Origin of the sequence: Enterococcus sp. DIV2467a (assembly GCF_050532945.1) — a bacterium.
Classification (GTDB): domain Bacteria; phylum Bacillota; class Bacilli; order Lactobacillales; family Enterococcaceae; genus Enterococcus; species Enterococcus faecalis.
Genome location: NZ_CP172896.1, coordinates 1291673 through 1308991 on the forward strand (window position 1 = coordinate 1291673; position 17319 = coordinate 1308991).

A 17319-nucleotide genomic window follows, 5' to 3' on the forward strand; every position below is an offset into this window, starting at 1 on the left:
TCTCTTTTATTATAATAGTTCGCCTAATAAATTGTAATAAAAAAGAACAATTCTCATTGGTTTATGAGAAAATAACAAGATATTCAGCAGGAAAACACCTGTGTCAGTCGACACAGGTGTTACGATGAGCAAAAAGAGCGGGTTCTTTTTTTATCAAATAATTTTCCAAAGTGACGTGATCAACTAAAGAATCAATCACCCCTTCTTTAGAAACTGAAAATCCTGCAGCCTGAATTGCTATTTGAATGGCTGCTTCAGTCGGATAACCTTTCGAAAGATAGGAGGCGAGCGCGCTGATAAAGCTGTCACTGGCACCAGTGCTATCCACAGCTATATTTTCTGTTGCAGGGAAATAGTGGCACACTTGGGGTGTTTTTAATAACACGCCTTTTTTTCCTAAAGTAACAATGACATTTTTTACGCCCATTTCTAAGAAGTACGCCGCTTTCTCTTCTAATGTACCAGTATCTGGTTGAAGTTCCAATAATTCATCTTCATTGGGAATGAAAAAATCAACCTTTTCTAGTATATTCACTGGAATATGATGAATAGCAGCTGGTTTTAAAATAATCGGTACGCCTGAATGTTGGGCAATTTCACAAGCTTTCTCTACAGCAGACAAAGGAATTTCTGTTTGAATGAGACAAAAACTGGCATCCATAAATAGGTGTTTTTGCTGTGCGATTTTTTTAGGTGTAAGCGCTATGTTTGCACCAGGTAAGATTGAAATCATGGAGTCGCCGCTTGTCTCAACATAAATATAAGCTTGACCAGTCTCAGCATCTTGAATACGTGTGACACCATCTGTCGTAACGTGGTATTTTTCTAATTCTTTATATAAGTAATTCGCATCTGTGTCTGAGCCTAAACAACCAATTAAGGTGGCCTGATGCCCCAGTTTGGTTAAGCCAACAGCTTGATTTAATCCTTTTCCGCCGGGGAATTTAGCATAGCTAGACAAAAAATTTGTTTTGCCGTTATGTGGTAAATTTGTTGAATACAGATAATTATCAACGTTTAAACTACCTACTACAATCATTTTGCTATGTGGATTAACACTAGACATGCCTAATGTATTTTTGTGATCTAGCACCAATTTTTCAGCGTCATTAATCAAGGCTGTTTTTTCTTTGCGTTTGTTAAGCAATAATAAGGCTAACTGGCTACCAAACGTCTCTGTATCTAATAAGACGGAAGAAATATGATCAGGTAAAAATGAACGATCAATTTTTCGCTTAATTGCGAGTAAAGAGTAATTATCGGGGGTTCGCAAACCGCTCTGCTTTAAAAGCTGTTCCAAAAAAACAGCCTGGGTATAGTCATCAGTAAGGATACCCGTAATCCCATCTGTGATAAGCTGATTACTGAAATCAGCAGGGATAGTAGTTAAAATATTTTCTTTACTAAAGGGTAAATTGACATCAAATAAGGCTTTTTTATAGCCTGCAATAATTGCTTCTTTATATTTTTGGTTAGTGACGAAATAACTAATTTTTTTATGGTTATTCTGTAATAATTCTCGGGTTAAAACATAACTAGCTTCTTCATAAAGCCTCGCTAGAGAAGGCAATTCGTTAGTTGAGTGATTGACGAAATAGTAAGGAATCGTTAATTCTTCTATAAATTTCGCGTATTGTTTACTGTTTTCATTGATTGGGTCCCAAATAATGCCACTGGCTTGTTTTAAAGTTGGCGAGGTAATATTTTTCAGTTCTTGTTCTAAATTACCGTGACTATTTAAAATCAAGCAGCTATAGCCATTTTCTTGAGCTTTATCAATAAAGCTCGTAACCCAAGCCTCAAAAGTTTCATGGCTATTTAATAATAACACGAAGGTTTTTGTAGTACTATTTGTGACGAGATTTGCTGAGTAAGGTGTGTAGTTGTAATCTCGAACGATTTTTAAGACACGCTCACGGGTTTCTTTACTAATAGTTTGATCTTTATTATTTATAATTTTGGATACAGTTGAAGCGGAAACGCCAGCTAATTTTGCAATATCTTTAATATTCATCATTTTCGTCCTTTCACTGAACTCTTTTTTATAGTAAGCATTCTAAAAGCAGAAAGTCAAGAAAAAGCCTAATTATTTATTATTTAGAAATTCTGCTTGACTTTTAATGAAAGCGCTGTTAATCTCAAATTAAGAAAACGTTTCCGGAAATGTTTTTCCTAAATGTGAATGGAGGAAGAAAAATGGATACAAAGAAAAGACCGATCATTATTGATACGGACCCAGGAATTGATGATGCTGTAGCTTTAGCGATTGCACTGAATCATCCTAACCTAGAAGTTCGCTTAATAACGACGGTTGCAGGGAATGTAGATGTAGAAAAAACAACAAATAATGCCTTGAAACTTGTCGATTTTTTTGGGAAAAAGGTTCCTGTAGCCAAGGGGTGTAATTGTCCGTTACTTATTCAATTGGAAGATTCTGCTGAGATTCATGGGGAGACTGGTATGGATGGCTTTGAGTTTCCGCAACCTATCTCTACGTGTTTAGATATTCATGCAGTGGAAGCTATGCGAAAAGAAATTCTGTCTAGTGATGTTCCTTTGACCATTGTTCCAATTGCTGCATTAACGAATATTGCTTTGTTACTGACCCTCTATCCAGAAGTCAAAGAAAATATTGCAGAAATCGTCATGATGGGTGGCTCATTAGCAAGGGGAAATACAAATACAAGTGCCGAATTTAATACGTATGTCGATCCACACGCTGCACAAATTGTTTTCCAATCAGGTGTCCCGCTAACAATGGTAGGATTAGATGTTACAAGTCAAGCTGTGTTAACGAATCATGAAGTAACAGCCATCAGAGCGCTTGGTAGAGTTGGGGAAATGTTTTATGGTCTTTTCCGTCATTATAGAGGCGGCAGTCTAACTACAGGTTTGAAAATGCATGATGTCTGTGCGATTGCCTATTTAACTTCACCAGAATTATTTGAGACAACTGAAACGTTCATTGAAGTTGCTTTGGAAGGTCCAGCTGCGGGAGCTACTGTTGCGGATTTAAAAATGAAGTATCATAAAAACACGAATGCCGTTGCCTGTATAGATGTAAATGTTGAAGCTTTTCAAAAATGGGTTGTCGAAAAAATGAAAGCGGTTAATTAACTGAAGGAGGATAAGTATGATTGAAAGTTTATTGGTGTTGGTCGTTTTAGTTGTTGTAGCCTATTTGATTGTAAAAAATTATCATCCCGCACTCAGTTTAATTATTGGTGCGCTTGTTCTACTTGCATGTGCATGGATGCTAGGACATCCCATTTATCCTGCAGGGGAAGGAACCGGTTTTGGATTATTTGATATTTTCTTGAAGTTTAAAGATACAATTATTGCACAAGTGAGTTCAGCAGGAATTGTAATTATGATTCTTTTTGGTTATTCAGGCTATATGAATGCAATCGGGGCCAATCAGATGGCTGTCAACTTTTTGGTGAAACCATTAATGAAGATTAAACGTAAATCGTTATTTGTCCCTGTGGTCTTTTTAATTGGAAATTTAATGTCACTAGTAGTTCCTAGTGCATCAAGCTTAGCGATTATTTTAATGTCTATATTATATCCGATGCTAGCCAGCATGGGGATTTCATCATTAACTGCTGCAGGTGTGATTGCAATGACGGCAACTATCATGCCAACACCTTTAGGCGCGGATAACGTAATCGCCGCAAATACTCTTGGTTATGATGTGTTAAATTATGTTGTATGGAATGCCAAAATTTCGCTGCCATCGTTATTAATCATTGCGGTTGCACAGTACTTCTGGCAAAAATACTGCGATAAAAAAGAAGGTGAGGCTGCCTATGTTTCATTAAATGAAGAGGGCTTAAGCAAACAAAAAGAATTTGATGTTCCTAAATTTTATGCAATATTGCCAATATTACCGCTATTATTAATTGTTGGAGTGGGAATCGCAGGAATGTTTATTAAAGGAATAACGATGGATATTTTTGTTCTTACATTTATTTCTTTCTTCATTGCTGTATTGGTTGAGACGCTTCGCTTGAAATCTTTTAAAAAAGTTCAAGATACAGCTGTCGAGATGTTTAAAGGAATGGGGCAAGGGTTTAGTCAAGTTGTGATGCTTGTCGTAGGCGGTTCATTGTTCACGTCTGCGATTCAAACGTTAGGAATTATTGATAGTATTATGGCATCTGTCGAAGCGTCAAGTTCAGCAGGAATCGTTACGACCTTAATTTTCAGCGGTGCAACGACCCTTTTTGGAATTTTAAGCGGTGGTGGACTGGCAATGTTTTATGCGGTTATCGAACTAATTCCTGGGATTGCTGAAAAAGCTGGGATTGATGGTATTTTAATTTCCTTGCCAATGCAGATGATTGCGAATTTAACTAGAACGATTTCTCCTGTAGCAGCAGTTGTCATGATTGTCGCATCAACAGTAGGAGTTAGTCCCATCAGAATTTTAAAACGGACGAGTGTACCGACCATCATTGGCATTATTAGTGTGATTGTCTTATCGATTCTATTGTTACCTTATTAAGAGAATAAACAATGAAAATTAGAGTGGCTGATGAGAAAGAGTTACCGATGATTCTTCAATTTTTAACAGAAGTAAAGGCATATATGGATGTTGTGGGCATTACACAGTGGACAAAGGACTATCCTTCTCAAGGAGATATCCAAGAAGACATTACAAAAAAACGATTATATTTGCTAGTGCACGAAGAAATGATTTTTTCAATGGCAACGTTATGTATGGAGCAGGAACAAGACTTTGTTTGGTTAAAGCGCTTTGCAACTTCGCCTAATTATATTGCCAAGGGTTATGGCAGTTTGTTGTTCCATGAATTGGAGAAACGAGCAGTCTGGGAAGGAAGACGTAAAATGTATGCTCAAACTAATCATACAAACCATAGAATGATTCGATTTTTCGAAAGTAAAGGGTTCACAAAAATTCATGAATCTTTACAAATGAATCGCTTAGACTTTGGCTCTTTTTATTTATACGTTAAAGAATTGGAGAACTAATCCATCGTTTAAAATAAGAAAACAGGAGTCAGATGCAAACATTAATTAGCATCTGACTCCTGTTATTTTCCAAGGAAATAGTCAACTTAATTATACAAATAAAACACAAACACATTCGGGAACAGCAACATCTTTTTGAATCATTTCTAATAAGCCTGTTTCTTGGTTCCGACGATAAAGTGTTAAGTTATCAGAGTCTTGATTAGCGACAACGATGAAATCTTCAGAAGGATCTAAATCAAAATCTCTCGGAATATCGCCTTCTGTTGAAATTAATTGAATTCGTTCAATCGCTTCGCCATTTTCTGAAACAGCATAGACAGCAATTGAGTTATGGCCACGGTTTGAAGCATAAAGGAAACGGCCATCAGAAGAAATACGAATCGCAGCACCACCATTAAACGCATCATAATCAGCAGGTAAAGTAGAAACTTTTTGTAATTCAGTGAAAGAACCATCTGTTTCATCATATGAAAGAACTGAAACAGTGCTATCTAATTCACCAAATAAATAAGCCAATGATTTTGTTGGATGGAACACTAAATGACGTGGACCAGTCCCTGGCTCAGTCACGAATTGAGCGATTTCAGAAAGCTTTCCATCTAAGCTAACATTATACGTATACACACGATCGGTTCCTAGATCACAGACGACTAAGCGTTGATCAGGCGTCAAATCTGTGTAATGAACATGGGCATTGTTTTGGTTTTCATGAGGACCAGTTGGCTCTGTATGAATCACTTTGTCAGCATCTTCCAAAGAACCATCTTCTAAGATACGATACACGTGAACGATACCTTGGTGATAATTTGCTGCATAGACAAGTTGTCGGTTTTCGTCAACAGCTACATAACATGGCGGCGCACCTTCCTCAGTTACTTTATTCAATAAGTTAAAATGGTCCATTTCTGGTTGATAAGCGGCAGTGCCACCTTCACCGTCAACACTAGTGACGCTAAAAAGTTCGCCCTTTTGACTCAGAGCAAGATAGGTAGGACTCGTTTCTTCTAACAAAAGTGTCGCTTCTGTTAAACGACCTTGTGTCGTATCTAATGCAATTTTATAAATGCCTTGGCTGGCTCTTCGAGTATAGGTACCTAGTAAAATTTGTTCTAACATCACAATTCCTCCAATTTGTTTCAACACAATCACTTTTTATGAAAGTGCTTTTATATAATGTAGTATACCATAAGAAGTCTAAGAACAATAAAACTTTCTATCTGAGATGTTCGCATTTTAAAGTGGTTTGTGCTATTATGATGAGAGACTGTGATGACAGTCATTTTTTGATTTTTAGAGGGGTGACGAACATGTACGACAATACGGATAATAACGGGACCGTTCGTTGTTCATTTTGTGGGAAAACACAAGAAGAAGTAAAAAAAATTGTTGCTGGTCCGGGTGTCTATATTTGTAATGAATGTATTGATCTATGTAAAGAGATTATTGATGAAGAATTTTATGATGAAGCAGTCCGAGAATTAACGGATGTGCCAAAACCCCAAGAAATTTTAAATGTTTTAAATGAATATGTTATTGGACAAGAACGTGCAAAACGCACACTTTCTGTTGCTGTTTACAATCACTATAAACGTGTGAATCAATCAGAAACAGCTGCAACTCAAGATGACGTTGAATTGCAAAAAAGTAACATTTGTTTAATTGGACCAACAGGTTCAGGTAAAACTTTCTTGGCTCAAACGTTAGCAAAAACATTAAATGTACCTTTTGCAATCGCTGATGCGACCAGTTTAACAGAAGCAGGTTATGTAGGGGAAGATGTTGAAAATATCCTTTTAAAATTACTACAATCTGCTGACTATAATGTTGAACGTGCGGAAAAGGGCATTATCTATATTGATGAGATTGATAAAATTGCCCGTAAGAGTGAAAATGTTTCGATTACTCGAGATGTTTCAGGTGAGGGTGTTCAACAAGCCTTACTAAAAATTCTTGAAGGAACAGTTGCAAGTGTACCACCACAAGGGGGCCGCAAACATCCACATCAAGAATTTATCCAAATTGACACAACGAATGTTCTCTTCATCGTTGGTGGAGCATTTGATGGAATTGAAACCATTGTTAAAAACCGCTTAGGCGAAAAAACTATTGGTTTTGGTAAAACTAATTCTGCTTTAAATGAAGAAGAAAGCATCATGCAACATATTATTCCAGAAGATTTATTGAAATTTGGTTTAATTCCAGAATTTATTGGACGCTTACCTGTAATGGCTGCGCTTGATAAATTAACGAATGATGATTTGGTTCGAATTTTAACAGAACCGAAGAATGCCTTGGTGAAACAATATCAAAAATTATTGTCTCTTGATGACACTAAATTAGAATTTGAACCAGAAGCATTAAAAGCCATCGCAGCCAAAGCCATTGAACGTAATACTGGCGCACGGGGACTTCGTTCAATCATTGAAGAAATTATGATGGACGTAATGTTTGATGTTCCTTCAGATGAAAGCATTGAAAAAGTTATCATTACTAAAATGGCCGCTGAAGGTACCGGTAAACCAACAATTATTTATAACAAAAAAGATAAAGAAGCTGTATAAGATTGAAGCTGAAAACAGCTCTTTCGGCGGATCTCCGAAAGAGCTGTTTTTGTTAAGCTTTTGAATGAAAGACTGAACAGAAGAACGGAGGAAAACAATGAACGTACATAATGCAGAAATCGTGATTAGTGCGGTATCCCCTAAACAATATCCTGAATCTCAGTTACCGGAGATTGCTTTAGCTGGACGCTCGAACGTTGGGAAATCATCTTTTATTAATACCTTGATTAATCGTAAAAATTTAGCAAGAACTTCAGGTAAACCTGGTAAAACGCAAACGCTAAACTTTTATTTAATTGAGGATGCCTTACACTTTGTGGATGTTCCTGGCTATGGTTATGCCAAAGTTTCTAAAACAGAACGTGCGAAGTGGGGAAAAATGATTGAAACGTATATCACGCAACGTGAGCAATTACGTGCAGTCGTTTCTTTAATTGATTTACGTCATCCGCCGACCCAAGATGATATCCAAATGTATGAATTTTTGAAATACTATGATTTGCCAGTTATTATTGTGGCAACTAAGGCAGACAAAATTCCGCGGGGCAAATGGAACAAACACGAGAGTGTCATCAAAAAAGCCTTGAATTTTGATAAACAAGATGACTTTATTATTTTCTCTTCTGAAACAAAAGAAGGAAAAGAAGCAGCTTGGACAGCAATTGAAAAATTTCTATAGAAAAAAACAAGCAAAATTACTCTTTTGCTTGTTTTTTTGCTTCTTCTTTTTTTACTTCTTGTCGTTGTTTTGCCAGTTCTTCAAGAGGTACTTCTTTCTTTAATGGATCAACGGCGAAAGAATCGAAGAGTTTATCTAAGTCATTGGAACGTTCAAATTTTAATCCCATTTACTAAGCCTCCATTCCTTTTTTTATAGTGTAGCACGTTTTTTTTCATTTGGATAGCAACAGAAATGTAAGAATTCGTCATAGTTGGGTCTAGTGTAATTTCTCGTAACTAGGACTTGCCAAACATGAAAAAACAAGCTATTCTTTAGTAAGAATTAGTTAGAAAGAAGGCACTTTATGAAAAATCCGTTAATCGGCGGTGTTCGTTTTTATCAACGATTTATTTCTCCAGGATTGCCTGCACGTTGTCGCTATTACCCAACGTGTTCACAATATATGATTGATGCAATTCATACACATGGAAGTGTCAAAGGAACAACGATGGGGGTAGCACGGATTTTACGATGTCATCCTTTTGTTAAAGGCGGCATTGACTATGTTCCGTTGAAATTTCGCTTGACGAAAAATCCTGATGAGACCTATCATGGACCGTATACGTATCGAAGAAATAAGAAAACAGAAGTAGAAAAGGATGGATAAATATGGCAATTTTAGCATTTGATCTTGGCGGTTCTTCCGTGAAATACGGCGTTTGGACAGGCAAAGAATTAACAAATCAAGGGAGCTTTCCAACACCTGGCTCTTGGGAAGAAATGAAAGCGCATTTATATTCGGTTTATGCAGACAAAAGAAATGAGTCGATTAGTGGTGTTGCTTTTAGTTCACCTGGAGTAGTTGACGAAAAAAGTCAACAGATTTTAGGGATTTCCGCCATTCCATATATTCATCATTTTAACATTTATGAAGAATTAGAAGCGTTGTTTGGCTTACCAGTGACTATCGAAAATGATGCGAATTGTGCTGGTTTAGCTGAGATATATGAAGGCGCGGCGAAAGGGAAAAAAGAAGTGCTTTTTGTCGTTATTGGGACAGGAATTGGCGGAGCGATTTTTCGCAATGGTGAATTGTACAAAGGCGCTCATTTATATGGAGGCGAGTTTGGACTGAACTTTTTAAGTAATGGCCAAACATTCAGTGAAATTGGCACAGCTGTCAAAATGGCTCAGCGCTATTGTGAACGAATTGGAGTCGAAAAACAGGCGGTGACAGGAGAAGAAGTTTTTGAATTGGCACAACGAGGAGATGAGATTGCTCGCGAAGAAGTCAATAATTTTTATGATTATTTAACACAAGGATTATTCGGCTTACAGTTTTCTTATGATCCTGAAATGATTGTACTTGGAGGCGGTGTTTCTGCTAAAGAAGGCTTATTAGCAGAGATTAATCGCCGGATGCTAACGCATTTACAGACCTTTGAATTAAAAGATTTTGTTCCAGAAATCGTGACCTGCCATTATCAAAATGATGCCAACTTGATTGGTGCAGCCGCCAACTTTCAAGCAAAAACGAATTGGGAACTATAAAGAAACAGCCGATTGTTATTCTCTTCAATCGGCTGTTTCTTTATTTATTTGCCTTGTCGTCAGTGTTTTCTTCTGCAGCAATCCGCGCTTGAACTTGTTGGCGTAAAGCTTCTAGTTCTTTTTCTTTCTTTTCTAATTCAGCTAAATCTTCAGAAATTTCATGGGCTTCTTCTGCTGGCTTAGGTTGTAAAAAGACGTTTAAACCAATCGCTATAAAGGTCCCAATGAATGTATCCAACACACGTTCCATTGCATATTGAAAGGAATCGCTTTGCGGAATACTTAAAGAAATCATTAAAAGTGTCGCAGTTGCAGAAATGATTCCAGCATTGTTATTAATCCCATCAGAAACAACGATGACGATAATGACTAAAAGTGGTAGTAGCAGTAATTCTACTAAGTGTTGATTAGGAAAATAATCTTGTGCTAATACATAAAGCAAAGCTAAAAAGCCACCCAATGTGTTTCCAATAATGCGCGATTTTCCAAAAGACAAACTAGTATTTAAATCTTGTCTTAATGAAAAAACAGCTGCTAAACAGGCAATCATAGGTGAGCCACGATGGAAAAATTGAAATAAAAGAATACACAGCATGACAGCAATTGCTGTTTTTAACGTTCGCATGCCTAAACGAAATCGACCCACTATCATAAATATTCGCTCCTAAATAACTTTTCTCTTTAATGATAACCGAAATAGAGGTAAAATTACTAGAGAAAAGTGAAGAATTATTATTTTTTAAGGGGAGTATGCATGAAAATTGGTTTACGAACAGTCAAGACAGCCATTAGCGCTGCATTAGCAATGATTATTGCGGAAAAACTGGGATTACTTTATGCCCCTTCGGCAGGGATTATTTCGGTTTTAAGTGTTACTAGCACGAAAAAAACATCTGTCATGACAGGAATTTATCGTTTGTTATCCTTAGCTTTAGCAACTATTTTAGCGTATATTTGTTTTACTTTTTTAGGTTTTACAGCGATTGCTTTTGGTATTTTTTTGTTATTATTTATTCCAGCAGCTGTGTATTTTCAATTATCTGATGGGATTGTTGTGAGTTCCGTTTTGGTAACTCATTATTTAGTCGAAAAAAATCTTTCTTGGGCGATTATTGGAAATGAATTTTTATTAATGAGTATTGGTGTGGGACTAGCGTTATTAGCTAATTCTTATATGCCTGATACAGAAAAACGTTTAAGAGAAGACCAAGAAGTCATTGAAACAATGTTTCGTAAAATTTTAAGGGAAATGGCGCTACATTTAAACAACGCTGCAGGAGAGCGAAATTTGGTCATGCATTGTGCAGATTTAAAAACCTTTATTCGCACAGGCGAGACGTGGGCCAAAAATCATGCCGAGAATCAATTGCTGTCTACCAATACGTACTATTTAGAGTACTTTGCGATGAGAAAAATGCAAAGTAATATTCTAAAAAACATGTTGGAATTATTAGAAGATATTACTGTTGATGCGCAACAAGTTCGCTATATTCAACAATTATTGGAATATACGGCAGAAACATTTGCAGAGAATAATGATGGACAAGAAATTATGAATCGAATTAAGACCGTTTATGAAACCTATCGCACAAAACCATTGCCGCAAACAAGAAGTGAATTTGAAAATCGGGCGCGACTCTTTCAGTTTTTACAATTGTTTCAGTCATTCATTCAAGTCAAAGCGGACTTTGCCAAATTACAACTAGATAAATAAACAAAAAAGAAACCTTTTTAAACGGAGGTTTCTTTTTTTGTTCTCTTAAAAATTCAGGCAAGTTCTTTAGTATTCATTGAGAATGTGTTAAACTAATGAGAAAGAAAAATAAAAGGAATGACCGCAATGGATAATGCTCAAGTGAAGAGAAAACATTTCCGTTTTCCAGCGTATGATGATGAACAGGGCGTAAAATTACCAACAGATAATGAACGTAACTTATTTCAAGATGATCTGATTGGTAAAGCAATGTCTGGTAGCAGAAGAACTGCAACATCTGCCGAAGATACTAGACAAAGCACACCATCCGTCCAACAACCAACAACGAATCAATCAACTACAAATAAACAAACACAACAATTAACGGCAGCACAACAAGAGCAATTAGCACGTCATCGTTCTAATTTGCCAGACTACACAAAACATGCTAGTAAAGCAACGAAAAATAAACAAGCAACGAAAAAAAATAATAGCCTTTTTGGGACGCCAAAAGGAAATGGCTGGACACAAACGTATAAAAAAAAAGAAGTCGTAGCGAAACCAAGTAGACCTGCCGCATCACCATTAGTGCAGAAAACGACACCTTCTTATTTTGTTCCTAAATATATCCCGGCTTCTGTGATTCCTGAGGAACAGGAACCTAGTTTTACTGAAGAAGAGTTGCTAAAAGCAATGAAAAAAGATCGGCGTTCATATGTCATTCTTGATGATGAACCAACGGCTTTTCAAGTGAAAGATACGGAAGAAGATCCAACGGTGCGGAAGTTTAATATTCCAACCTCAGAACCTGAGATTCCTTTAACTAGACGACAATATCAACAAATCAAACCAGACTTAGAACGTTTTGGCGAAGATGCGTTGGATTTACGTTCGCGTTCCCGTTTGAATGCCGCAAAGAAAAATGCTAAAAGTCAAACTGCTTATGGGAAAAAATTAGCTAAAGCGAATGCTCAAGTGGAGCCGGAAGCACCTGTGACAGAAGAGAAGAAAAAGGGCATCTTGGATAAACCATTAAGTGGGATGCTAGAAGATTCAAGTTCTGTATTAGAAAACAGTAAATATTTTAGTTAAGAGATGAAACTTGCATGTGGATTTGAAACATGTAAGTTTTTTATTCTGTTTTAATAGTTGATTATTTTTTTGTTTTATACGATAATGAATCTCGTATGATTGAAATTTTTTTAAAAAAGGTATGTTTTATATAGTGACAGAGAAGAGGATTATAATGGGAAATCAAGAGAACAAATTATACCATTTTGTCGGAATTAAAGGTTCTGGCATGAGCTCATTAGCGTTGGTCTTACACCAAAAAGGCTACAACGTTCAAGGATCAGACGTAGAAGAGTATTTCTTTACACAACGGGATCTTGAAAAATCAGGTGTCCCTATTTTACCATTTAATGCAGATAATATTGATAAAGACATGATTGTTATTGCTGGAAATGCTTTTCCAGATACCCATGAGGAAATCGCCCGCGCCATCGAATTAGGCGCAGAAGTAATTCGTTACCACGATTTCATTGCTCGTTTTATCGAACCGTACACAAGCATTGCTGTAACAGGGTCACATGGGAAAACAAGTACGACTGGTTTGCTAGCACATGTATTAAGTGGTATCAATCCAACTAGTTATTTAATAGGGGATGGCACTGGCCACGGCGAACCAGATGCTGATTTCTTTGCATTTGAAGCGTGTGAATATCGCCGTCATTTCTTGGCTTATTCACCAGATTATGCGATTATGACGAATATCGATTTTGATCATCCAGATTACTATAAGAGCATTGAGGACGTTTTTTCAGCGTTCCAAACAATGGCTCATCAAGTCAAAAAAGGAATTTTTGCTTATGGTGATGATAAGTATCTTCGCCAGTTAGAATCAGAAGTGCCAGTTTATTATTATGGCGTCAGCGAAGAGGATGATATCCAAGCCCGAAATATTCAACGAACAACGGAAGGCTCATCTTTTGATGTTTATCACAAGGCTGATTTTGTAGGTCATTTTGTCTTACCAGCATTTGGCCATCACAATATCATGAATGCGCTAGGTGTGATTGCTGTGGCTTATTTTGAAAAACTTGATATGCAAAAAGTCGCAGAAGAAATGCTAAGTTTTAAAGGTGTAAAACGTCGTTTTAGCGAGAAAAAAGTCAGTGACATGATTATTGTTGATGATTATGCGCACCATCCAGCTGAAATTAAAGCAACGATTGATGGCGCCCGCCAAAAATATCCTGACAAAGAAATTATTGCTGTCTTCCAGCCACATACATTTACACGAACAATTGCCTTAATGGATGAATTTGCTGAAGCACTGGATTTGGCAGATGAAGTATTCTTATGTAATATTTTTGGCTCTGCGCGTGAAACACAAGGCGAGGTACGCATTGAAGATTTAGGCGAAAAAATTCAAAAAGGTGGACAAGTAATTACCGAAGATAATGTGTCGCCTTTACTAGATTTTGAAAATGCAGTGGTGGTCTTTATGGGTGCTGGCGACGTTCAGAAATTTGAACAAGCCTACGAAACATTACTAAGTAACACAACTAGAAACGTTTTATAAGAGAACATAAACAAAATCGGGACAGGGGTATCTGGCTTCAAAAAATAAGAAGCTGCTCCTGTTCCGTTGTTTGTTTTTAAAATCTAGCATGGCAGATAAGTTGGTTTTGTTTAAACATCCTTTAAGGACTACTTTTTAGCTTGCCTTTTAAGTACATTTTGGTACAATTATCTTATCAATAACGGAGGTGTACTAATTTGAATATCGGAAAACCGAGAAAATTAGGCAAAACCATCGAAGATATCGAAGAGGGAGATTCGTTGTCCTTGACAGAGTCAATTGAAGACAAGGACTTATTACTTTACTTGGGCTTGACCAATGATGCGAATCCTTTATATATCCAACATGATTATGCCCAAAAAACAGAATATGAAAAACCAATCGTACCATCAATTATGCTGATGGGAATTATCACTAGTGCGATTTCAAAACATTTACCAGGACCAGGTTCACATGTTGTGAATTTCTCTGTGAACTTTGTGGAACCCGTTTTTCATTACGAAACATTGACTTTCCAATTAGAAGTAATCAAAGTCGACAAAATGAAAGATGTGATTACCATTTCAGTTGAGGCTGTTAATGAGCAAGAAAATCGCGTGTTAGATGCAGTGGTGATGGTTCAACCACCCCAAGTGACGATTGATGAACTAACAGAGAAAGAAGGGACTTTAACTTATGAATAATCAAGAGTATATCCAAACTGGCACAGGTTTGAATAAATTTTATGCCAAAATTTACGGATTTTTAGCGTTAGGAATTGGTATTAGCGCAATCATGGCTTATGCAATGACGACTGTCTTTTTACCTGTTCTAGCTACTTTATTCAAATCAAGCTTAGCTTTTTGGATGATTTGGCTTGTTGAAATTGGCTTAGTTTTATATCTAGGCGCAAAAGCACAGAAGAATCCAACCATTGCGATTGCAGGATTTGTTGCGTATGCATTATTAAATGGTGTCACTTTATCCGTGACGTTATTAATGTATACTGGTGGAACAGTGGCCGGCGCATTTTTAAGTGCAGCAGCTACCTTTGGCGCGATGTCATTAGTAGGTGTCTTTACGAAGAAAGACCTATCAGCAGTTGGTCATGCCGCTTATAGTGCCTTAATCGGAATTATCATTGCGATGTTGCTAAATATGTTCCTTTTACACAGTAATGCTGTAGAATTCTTTATTTCCATTTTAATGGTCCTAATTTTCTCAGGGATTACTGCTTATGATAACCAACGTATACGCCAAGTCTATGCGCAAACAGGTGATCAAGCAGGTACTGGGATGGCCGTTTTCTTCGCATTACAATTATACCTTGACTTCATCAACTTATTCTTAGCTTTCTTAAGAATTTTTGGTAAAAACAACTAACATGAACGTAAAAGAGCCAATCTGCTCAGCAGATTGGCTCTTTTTTTAACCCATTCCAATAGCGAAATTCAACAGTTTATCGGAGTATGTTGGATTTTCTAAATCAGTTTTCATTGTTTCATTCAGTAGACTGAGCTGATCGGTAATGATGCCATCAACGCCATAAAAAATCATTCGTGTCATAACATCTTCATCATTTGCTGTCCAAGCATAAACCTTTTTCCCATCATGATGAGCGGCATTTACAAAGTTACGATTCATTGTACTGTATTCCATAGTAAAAAAGTCAACTGGCATTTTAGGCGGTCCCACAATGTTGAAAGGAATAACGTAGCCTACATAAAAGCGTGGTTCTTCTTTCTTTAAGGCCATCGCCGTATCATAGGTTAAGGTATGAAGGATATGGCCGTTTTCTAAAATATTTTCACGGTATTGTTTGACAAAGCGCTGTACTAAATCAGGGCTATCTTGAGGCGTGGTTTTGATTTCAATTAATAAACGTTGTTTTAATTGATTGGCTTTGGCTAAATAATCATCGAAAGAAACCATTTTAGCAGTTTGACCATTTTCTGTGACATTCATGTTCGTTAATTCTTTAAGTGTTAATTGATTTGGTCGTTTATTAACACCCGTTAACGCCCGTAAATTAAAATCGTGCATGACAATAAATTGATGGTCTTTGGTTTCTTGAATATCCATTTCAACATAATCAGGTTTTGCCTTATTGGTCTCGATTAAAGAGTCCAAGGTGTTTTGAACGCCATTGTTACCATTGACACCACGATGGGAGATGGTAACCGGTTTTCGGTCAGGTGTATGACTTAGGTAATTCGTATTATAGGTGCCTACACCAATTCCGAAGATGATTGCAATCAAACAAAAAAGAACGACTCTGAAGGTGGTCCATTCTACCCGAACCTCTGATTTCGGGGTGAACCATTCTGGCGTGTCAGGCAAAATCCCTTCATCTTCCATATCATCAACAATAATGTAAAAAATAGCAACACTAGACAACACCAAGTTTAAGAGCATCATAACCTGAAGGAGTGTCATAGCGATGACAGCGCTAGGTAAAGACCACTCAGGTTTAAACGTTTCGACTGCGGTTTGACCTAAAAATATCAAGAAATAGCCAGCCGTAAAAATCCCTAAAACAGTTCCTCCAATGATAATAAATTGCCCTAAAATCTGGAAAAAGCGCCGCTTTGTAATTTGCCAACTACGTTTTAAAGACTCACGAAAACCAACATCACGTAAAATCAACTCTGGAAGGGCAAAAGCAAGTCGAATCGCTAAATATAAGATAATCAGTTCTAACAATACGAAACCAATAATAATAATGACGCGATTTGCAAAAATAAAATCTAAGATAAAGGCTGGAATCTTAACTCTTGTTAATAAATAAGAGCGGAAGGTTAACCCACTTAATGGTAAAATCAAAAAGAAATATGCCAGGAAAAACAGAAAGGTAATTCCTCGAACTTTTTTGATCTGAAGCAAGGTGCCGTGCAATAATTGCGTTAGAGTAATTGGTTGCTTTTTCTTAATAAAATAGACACTAAGCAATAAAAAGGTAAATTCAAAAAAGAGCGCCAGTAAAATTAACAGCCCAATTAGTAGAAAAGTCAAAAGGACATAGGGATGTTGCGTAGCAATTGCCCCTAAGTTATCGTAGGAAATATAATCAATCCCACCTTCTTTGAGTACCAATTTGGACAAACTTGTCAATAAAGGCAATAGAACGAATAACATAAATCCGTGCATCAAGAGCACATCGCGAAAATACGCCGTTGTCCCTTTAAGAAAATCTAGCGTATTCACAATACTATTTTTAAAATAACTAAACATCAAAAGTCCCCCAGTTTCTACCAAAATTCCATAATAAAAGGACTAAATCAAACTGACACAG

At 36.8% G+C, this 17319-nt stretch carries 17 protein-coding genes; 12 read left to right on the forward strand and 5 right to left on the reverse strand.

The genetic code is table 11. The features are described from left to right. Positions 1–103: 103 nt before the first annotated feature. Positions 104–2017, reverse strand: a complete 1914-nt coding sequence (locus IGL80_RS06020; RefSeq protein WP_002404527.1) for a PfkB family carbohydrate kinase — start codon at positions 2015–2017, stop codon at positions 104–106. 146 nt (positions 2018–2163) lie between these two features. On the opposite strand from IGL80_RS06020, the gene rihC reads away from it, so the two are divergent. From rihC to IGL80_RS06035, 3 genes are read left to right on the forward strand one after another with little or no spacing between them, the layout of a single operon-like run. Then, on the forward strand, positions 2164–3117 hold the full coding sequence (gene rihC, locus IGL80_RS06025; RefSeq protein WP_002383111.1) for a ribonucleoside hydrolase RihC: 954 nt from the start codon (positions 2164–2166) through the stop codon (positions 3115–3117). Between the two features lie 16 nt (positions 3118–3133). After that, complete coding sequence (gene dcuC, locus IGL80_RS06030) at positions 3134–4507, forward strand: C4-dicarboxylate transporter DcuC (protein ID WP_002360057.1); 1374 nt, start codon at positions 3134–3136, stop codon at positions 4505–4507. Positions 4508–4518: 11 nt separating this feature from the next. Then, a complete protein-coding gene (locus IGL80_RS06035) occupies positions 4519–4995 on the forward strand; it encodes a GNAT family N-acetyltransferase (RefSeq protein WP_002360059.1) in 477 nt (158 codons plus the stop codon). A 90-nt stretch (positions 4996–5085) separates the two neighbouring features. Here IGL80_RS06035 and IGL80_RS06040 read toward each other — a convergent pair whose 3' ends face one another. Next, positions 5086–6114: a lactonase family protein gene (locus IGL80_RS06040; protein WP_002357153.1), complete on the reverse strand. Its 1029-nt coding sequence runs from the start codon at positions 6112–6114 to the stop codon at positions 5086–5088. Positions 6115–6305: 191 nt separating this feature from the next. On the opposite strand from IGL80_RS06040, the gene clpX reads away from it, so the two are divergent. Beyond that, positions 6306–7559, forward strand: coding sequence for an ATP-dependent Clp protease ATP-binding subunit ClpX (clpX, locus tag IGL80_RS06045; RefSeq protein WP_002357154.1), 1254 nt, complete (start codon positions 6306–6308; stop codon positions 7557–7559). Between the two features lie 97 nt (positions 7560–7656). Continuing rightward, positions 7657–8238 (forward strand): ribosome biogenesis GTP-binding protein YihA/YsxC, encoded by a 582-nt coding sequence (gene yihA / locus IGL80_RS06050; RefSeq protein WP_002357155.1) that lies wholly within the window; start codon positions 7657–7659, stop codon positions 8236–8238. A gap of 16 nt (positions 8239–8254) precedes the next feature. Here yihA and IGL80_RS06055 read toward each other — a convergent pair whose 3' ends face one another. Further along, positions 8255–8407, reverse strand: coding sequence for an SPJ_0845 family protein (locus tag IGL80_RS06055; RefSeq protein ID WP_002357156.1), 153 nt, complete (start codon positions 8405–8407; stop codon positions 8255–8257). 177 nt (positions 8408–8584) lie between these two features. Here IGL80_RS06055 and yidD point away from each other — a divergent pair, with 177 nt between their 5' ends. Together yidD and IGL80_RS06065 are read left to right on the forward strand one after the other, a co-directional pair. Next, the gene (gene yidD / locus IGL80_RS06060; protein ID WP_002357157.1) at positions 8585–8887 is read left to right on the forward strand and encodes a membrane protein insertion efficiency factor YidD; all 303 of its coding nucleotides are present in this window, start codon (positions 8585–8587) and stop codon (positions 8885–8887) included. 2 nt (positions 8888–8889) lie between these two features. Beyond that, positions 8890–9771 (forward strand): ROK family protein, encoded by an 882-nt coding sequence (locus IGL80_RS06065; RefSeq protein ID WP_002360061.1) that lies wholly within the window; start codon positions 8890–8892, stop codon positions 9769–9771. A 40-nt stretch (positions 9772–9811) separates the two neighbouring features. Here IGL80_RS06065 and IGL80_RS06070 read toward each other — a convergent pair whose 3' ends face one another. Beyond that, positions 9812–10423 carry an FUSC family protein gene (locus IGL80_RS06070; protein ID WP_002365791.1) on the reverse strand — a complete coding sequence of 204 codons (612 nt, stop codon included), beginning with the start codon at positions 10421–10423 and terminating at the stop codon, positions 9812–9814. Positions 10424–10525: 102 nt separating this feature from the next. Here IGL80_RS06070 and IGL80_RS06075 point away from each other — a divergent pair, with 102 nt between their 5' ends. From IGL80_RS06075 to IGL80_RS06095, 5 genes are all read left to right on the forward strand, one after another. Continuing rightward, complete coding sequence (locus IGL80_RS06075) at positions 10526–11485, forward strand: aromatic acid exporter family protein (protein WP_002360063.1); 960 nt, start codon at positions 10526–10528, stop codon at positions 11483–11485. Between the two features lie 117 nt (positions 11486–11602). Then, positions 11603–12556 (forward strand): hypothetical protein, encoded by a 954-nt coding sequence (locus IGL80_RS06080; protein ID WP_002360064.1) that lies wholly within the window; start codon positions 11603–11605, stop codon positions 12554–12556. 154 nt (positions 12557–12710) lie between these two features. Then, complete coding sequence (murC, locus tag IGL80_RS06085; RefSeq protein WP_002360065.1) at positions 12711–14048, forward strand: UDP-N-acetylmuramate--L-alanine ligase; 1338 nt, start codon at positions 12711–12713, stop codon at positions 14046–14048. 197 nt (positions 14049–14245) lie between these two features. Then, the gene (locus IGL80_RS06090; RefSeq protein WP_002357164.1) at positions 14246–14731 is read left to right on the forward strand and encodes a MaoC/PaaZ C-terminal domain-containing protein; all 486 of its coding nucleotides are present in this window, start codon (positions 14246–14248) and stop codon (positions 14729–14731) included. Continuing rightward, positions 14724–15410 (forward strand): Bax inhibitor-1/YccA family protein, encoded by a 687-nt coding sequence (locus tag IGL80_RS06095; protein WP_002360066.1) that lies wholly within the window; start codon positions 14724–14726, stop codon positions 15408–15410. Before IGL80_RS06090 ends, IGL80_RS06095 begins: the two co-directional genes overlap by 8 nt. 45 nt (positions 15411–15455) lie before the next feature. Here the strand turns inward: IGL80_RS06095 and IGL80_RS06100 are convergent, their stop codons facing one another. Next, positions 15456–17258, reverse strand: coding sequence for a glycerophosphoryl diester phosphodiesterase membrane domain-containing protein (locus IGL80_RS06100; RefSeq protein ID WP_002364138.1), 1803 nt, complete (start codon positions 17256–17258; stop codon positions 15456–15458). Positions 17259–17319: the final 61 nt, after the last annotated feature.

Coding starts and splice junctions, on each gene's coding strand:
- murC (WP_002360065.1), top strand. CDS start 12,711: ATGGGAAATCAAGAGAACAAATTATACCATTTTGTCGGAATTAAAGGT.
- IGL80_RS06040 (WP_002357153.1), bottom strand. CDS start 6,114: ATGTTAGAACAAATTTTACTAGGTACCTATACTCGAAGAGCCAGCCAA.
- rihC (WP_002383111.1), top strand. CDS start 2,164: ATGTTTTTCCTAAATGTGAATGGAGGAAGAAAAATGGATACAAAGAAA.
- IGL80_RS06070 (WP_002365791.1), bottom strand. CDS start 10,423: ATGATAGTGGGTCGATTTCGTTTAGGCATGCGAACGTTAAAAACAGCA.
- IGL80_RS06095 (WP_002360066.1), top strand. CDS start 14,724: ATGAATAATCAAGAGTATATCCAAACTGGCACAGGTTTGAATAAATTT.
- yihA (WP_002357155.1), top strand. CDS start 7,657: ATGAACGTACATAATGCAGAAATCGTGATTAGTGCGGTATCCCCTAAA.
- IGL80_RS06075 (WP_002360063.1), top strand. CDS start 10,526: ATGAAAATTGGTTTACGAACAGTCAAGACAGCCATTAGCGCTGCATTA.
- clpX (WP_002357154.1), top strand. CDS start 6,306: ATGTACGACAATACGGATAATAACGGGACCGTTCGTTGTTCATTTTGT.
- IGL80_RS06035 (WP_002360059.1), top strand. CDS start 4,519: ATGAAAATTAGAGTGGCTGATGAGAAAGAGTTACCGATGATTCTTCAA.
- yidD (WP_002357157.1), top strand. CDS start 8,585: ATGAAAAATCCGTTAATCGGCGGTGTTCGTTTTTATCAACGATTTATT.
- IGL80_RS06100 (WP_002364138.1), bottom strand. CDS start 17,258: ATGTTTAGTTATTTTAAAAATAGTATTGTGAATACGCTAGATTTTCTT.
- IGL80_RS06065 (WP_002360061.1), top strand. CDS start 8,890: ATGGCAATTTTAGCATTTGATCTTGGCGGTTCTTCCGTGAAATACGGC.
- IGL80_RS06055 (WP_002357156.1), bottom strand. CDS start 8,407: ATGGGATTAAAATTTGAACGTTCCAATGACTTAGATAAACTCTTCGAT.
- IGL80_RS06080 (WP_002360064.1), top strand. CDS start 11,603: ATGACCGCAATGGATAATGCTCAAGTGAAGAGAAAACATTTCCGTTTT.
- IGL80_RS06020 (WP_002404527.1), bottom strand. CDS start 2,017: ATGATGAATATTAAAGATATTGCAAAATTAGCTGGCGTTTCCGCTTCA.
- dcuC (WP_002360057.1), top strand. CDS start 3,134: ATGATTGAAAGTTTATTGGTGTTGGTCGTTTTAGTTGTTGTAGCCTAT.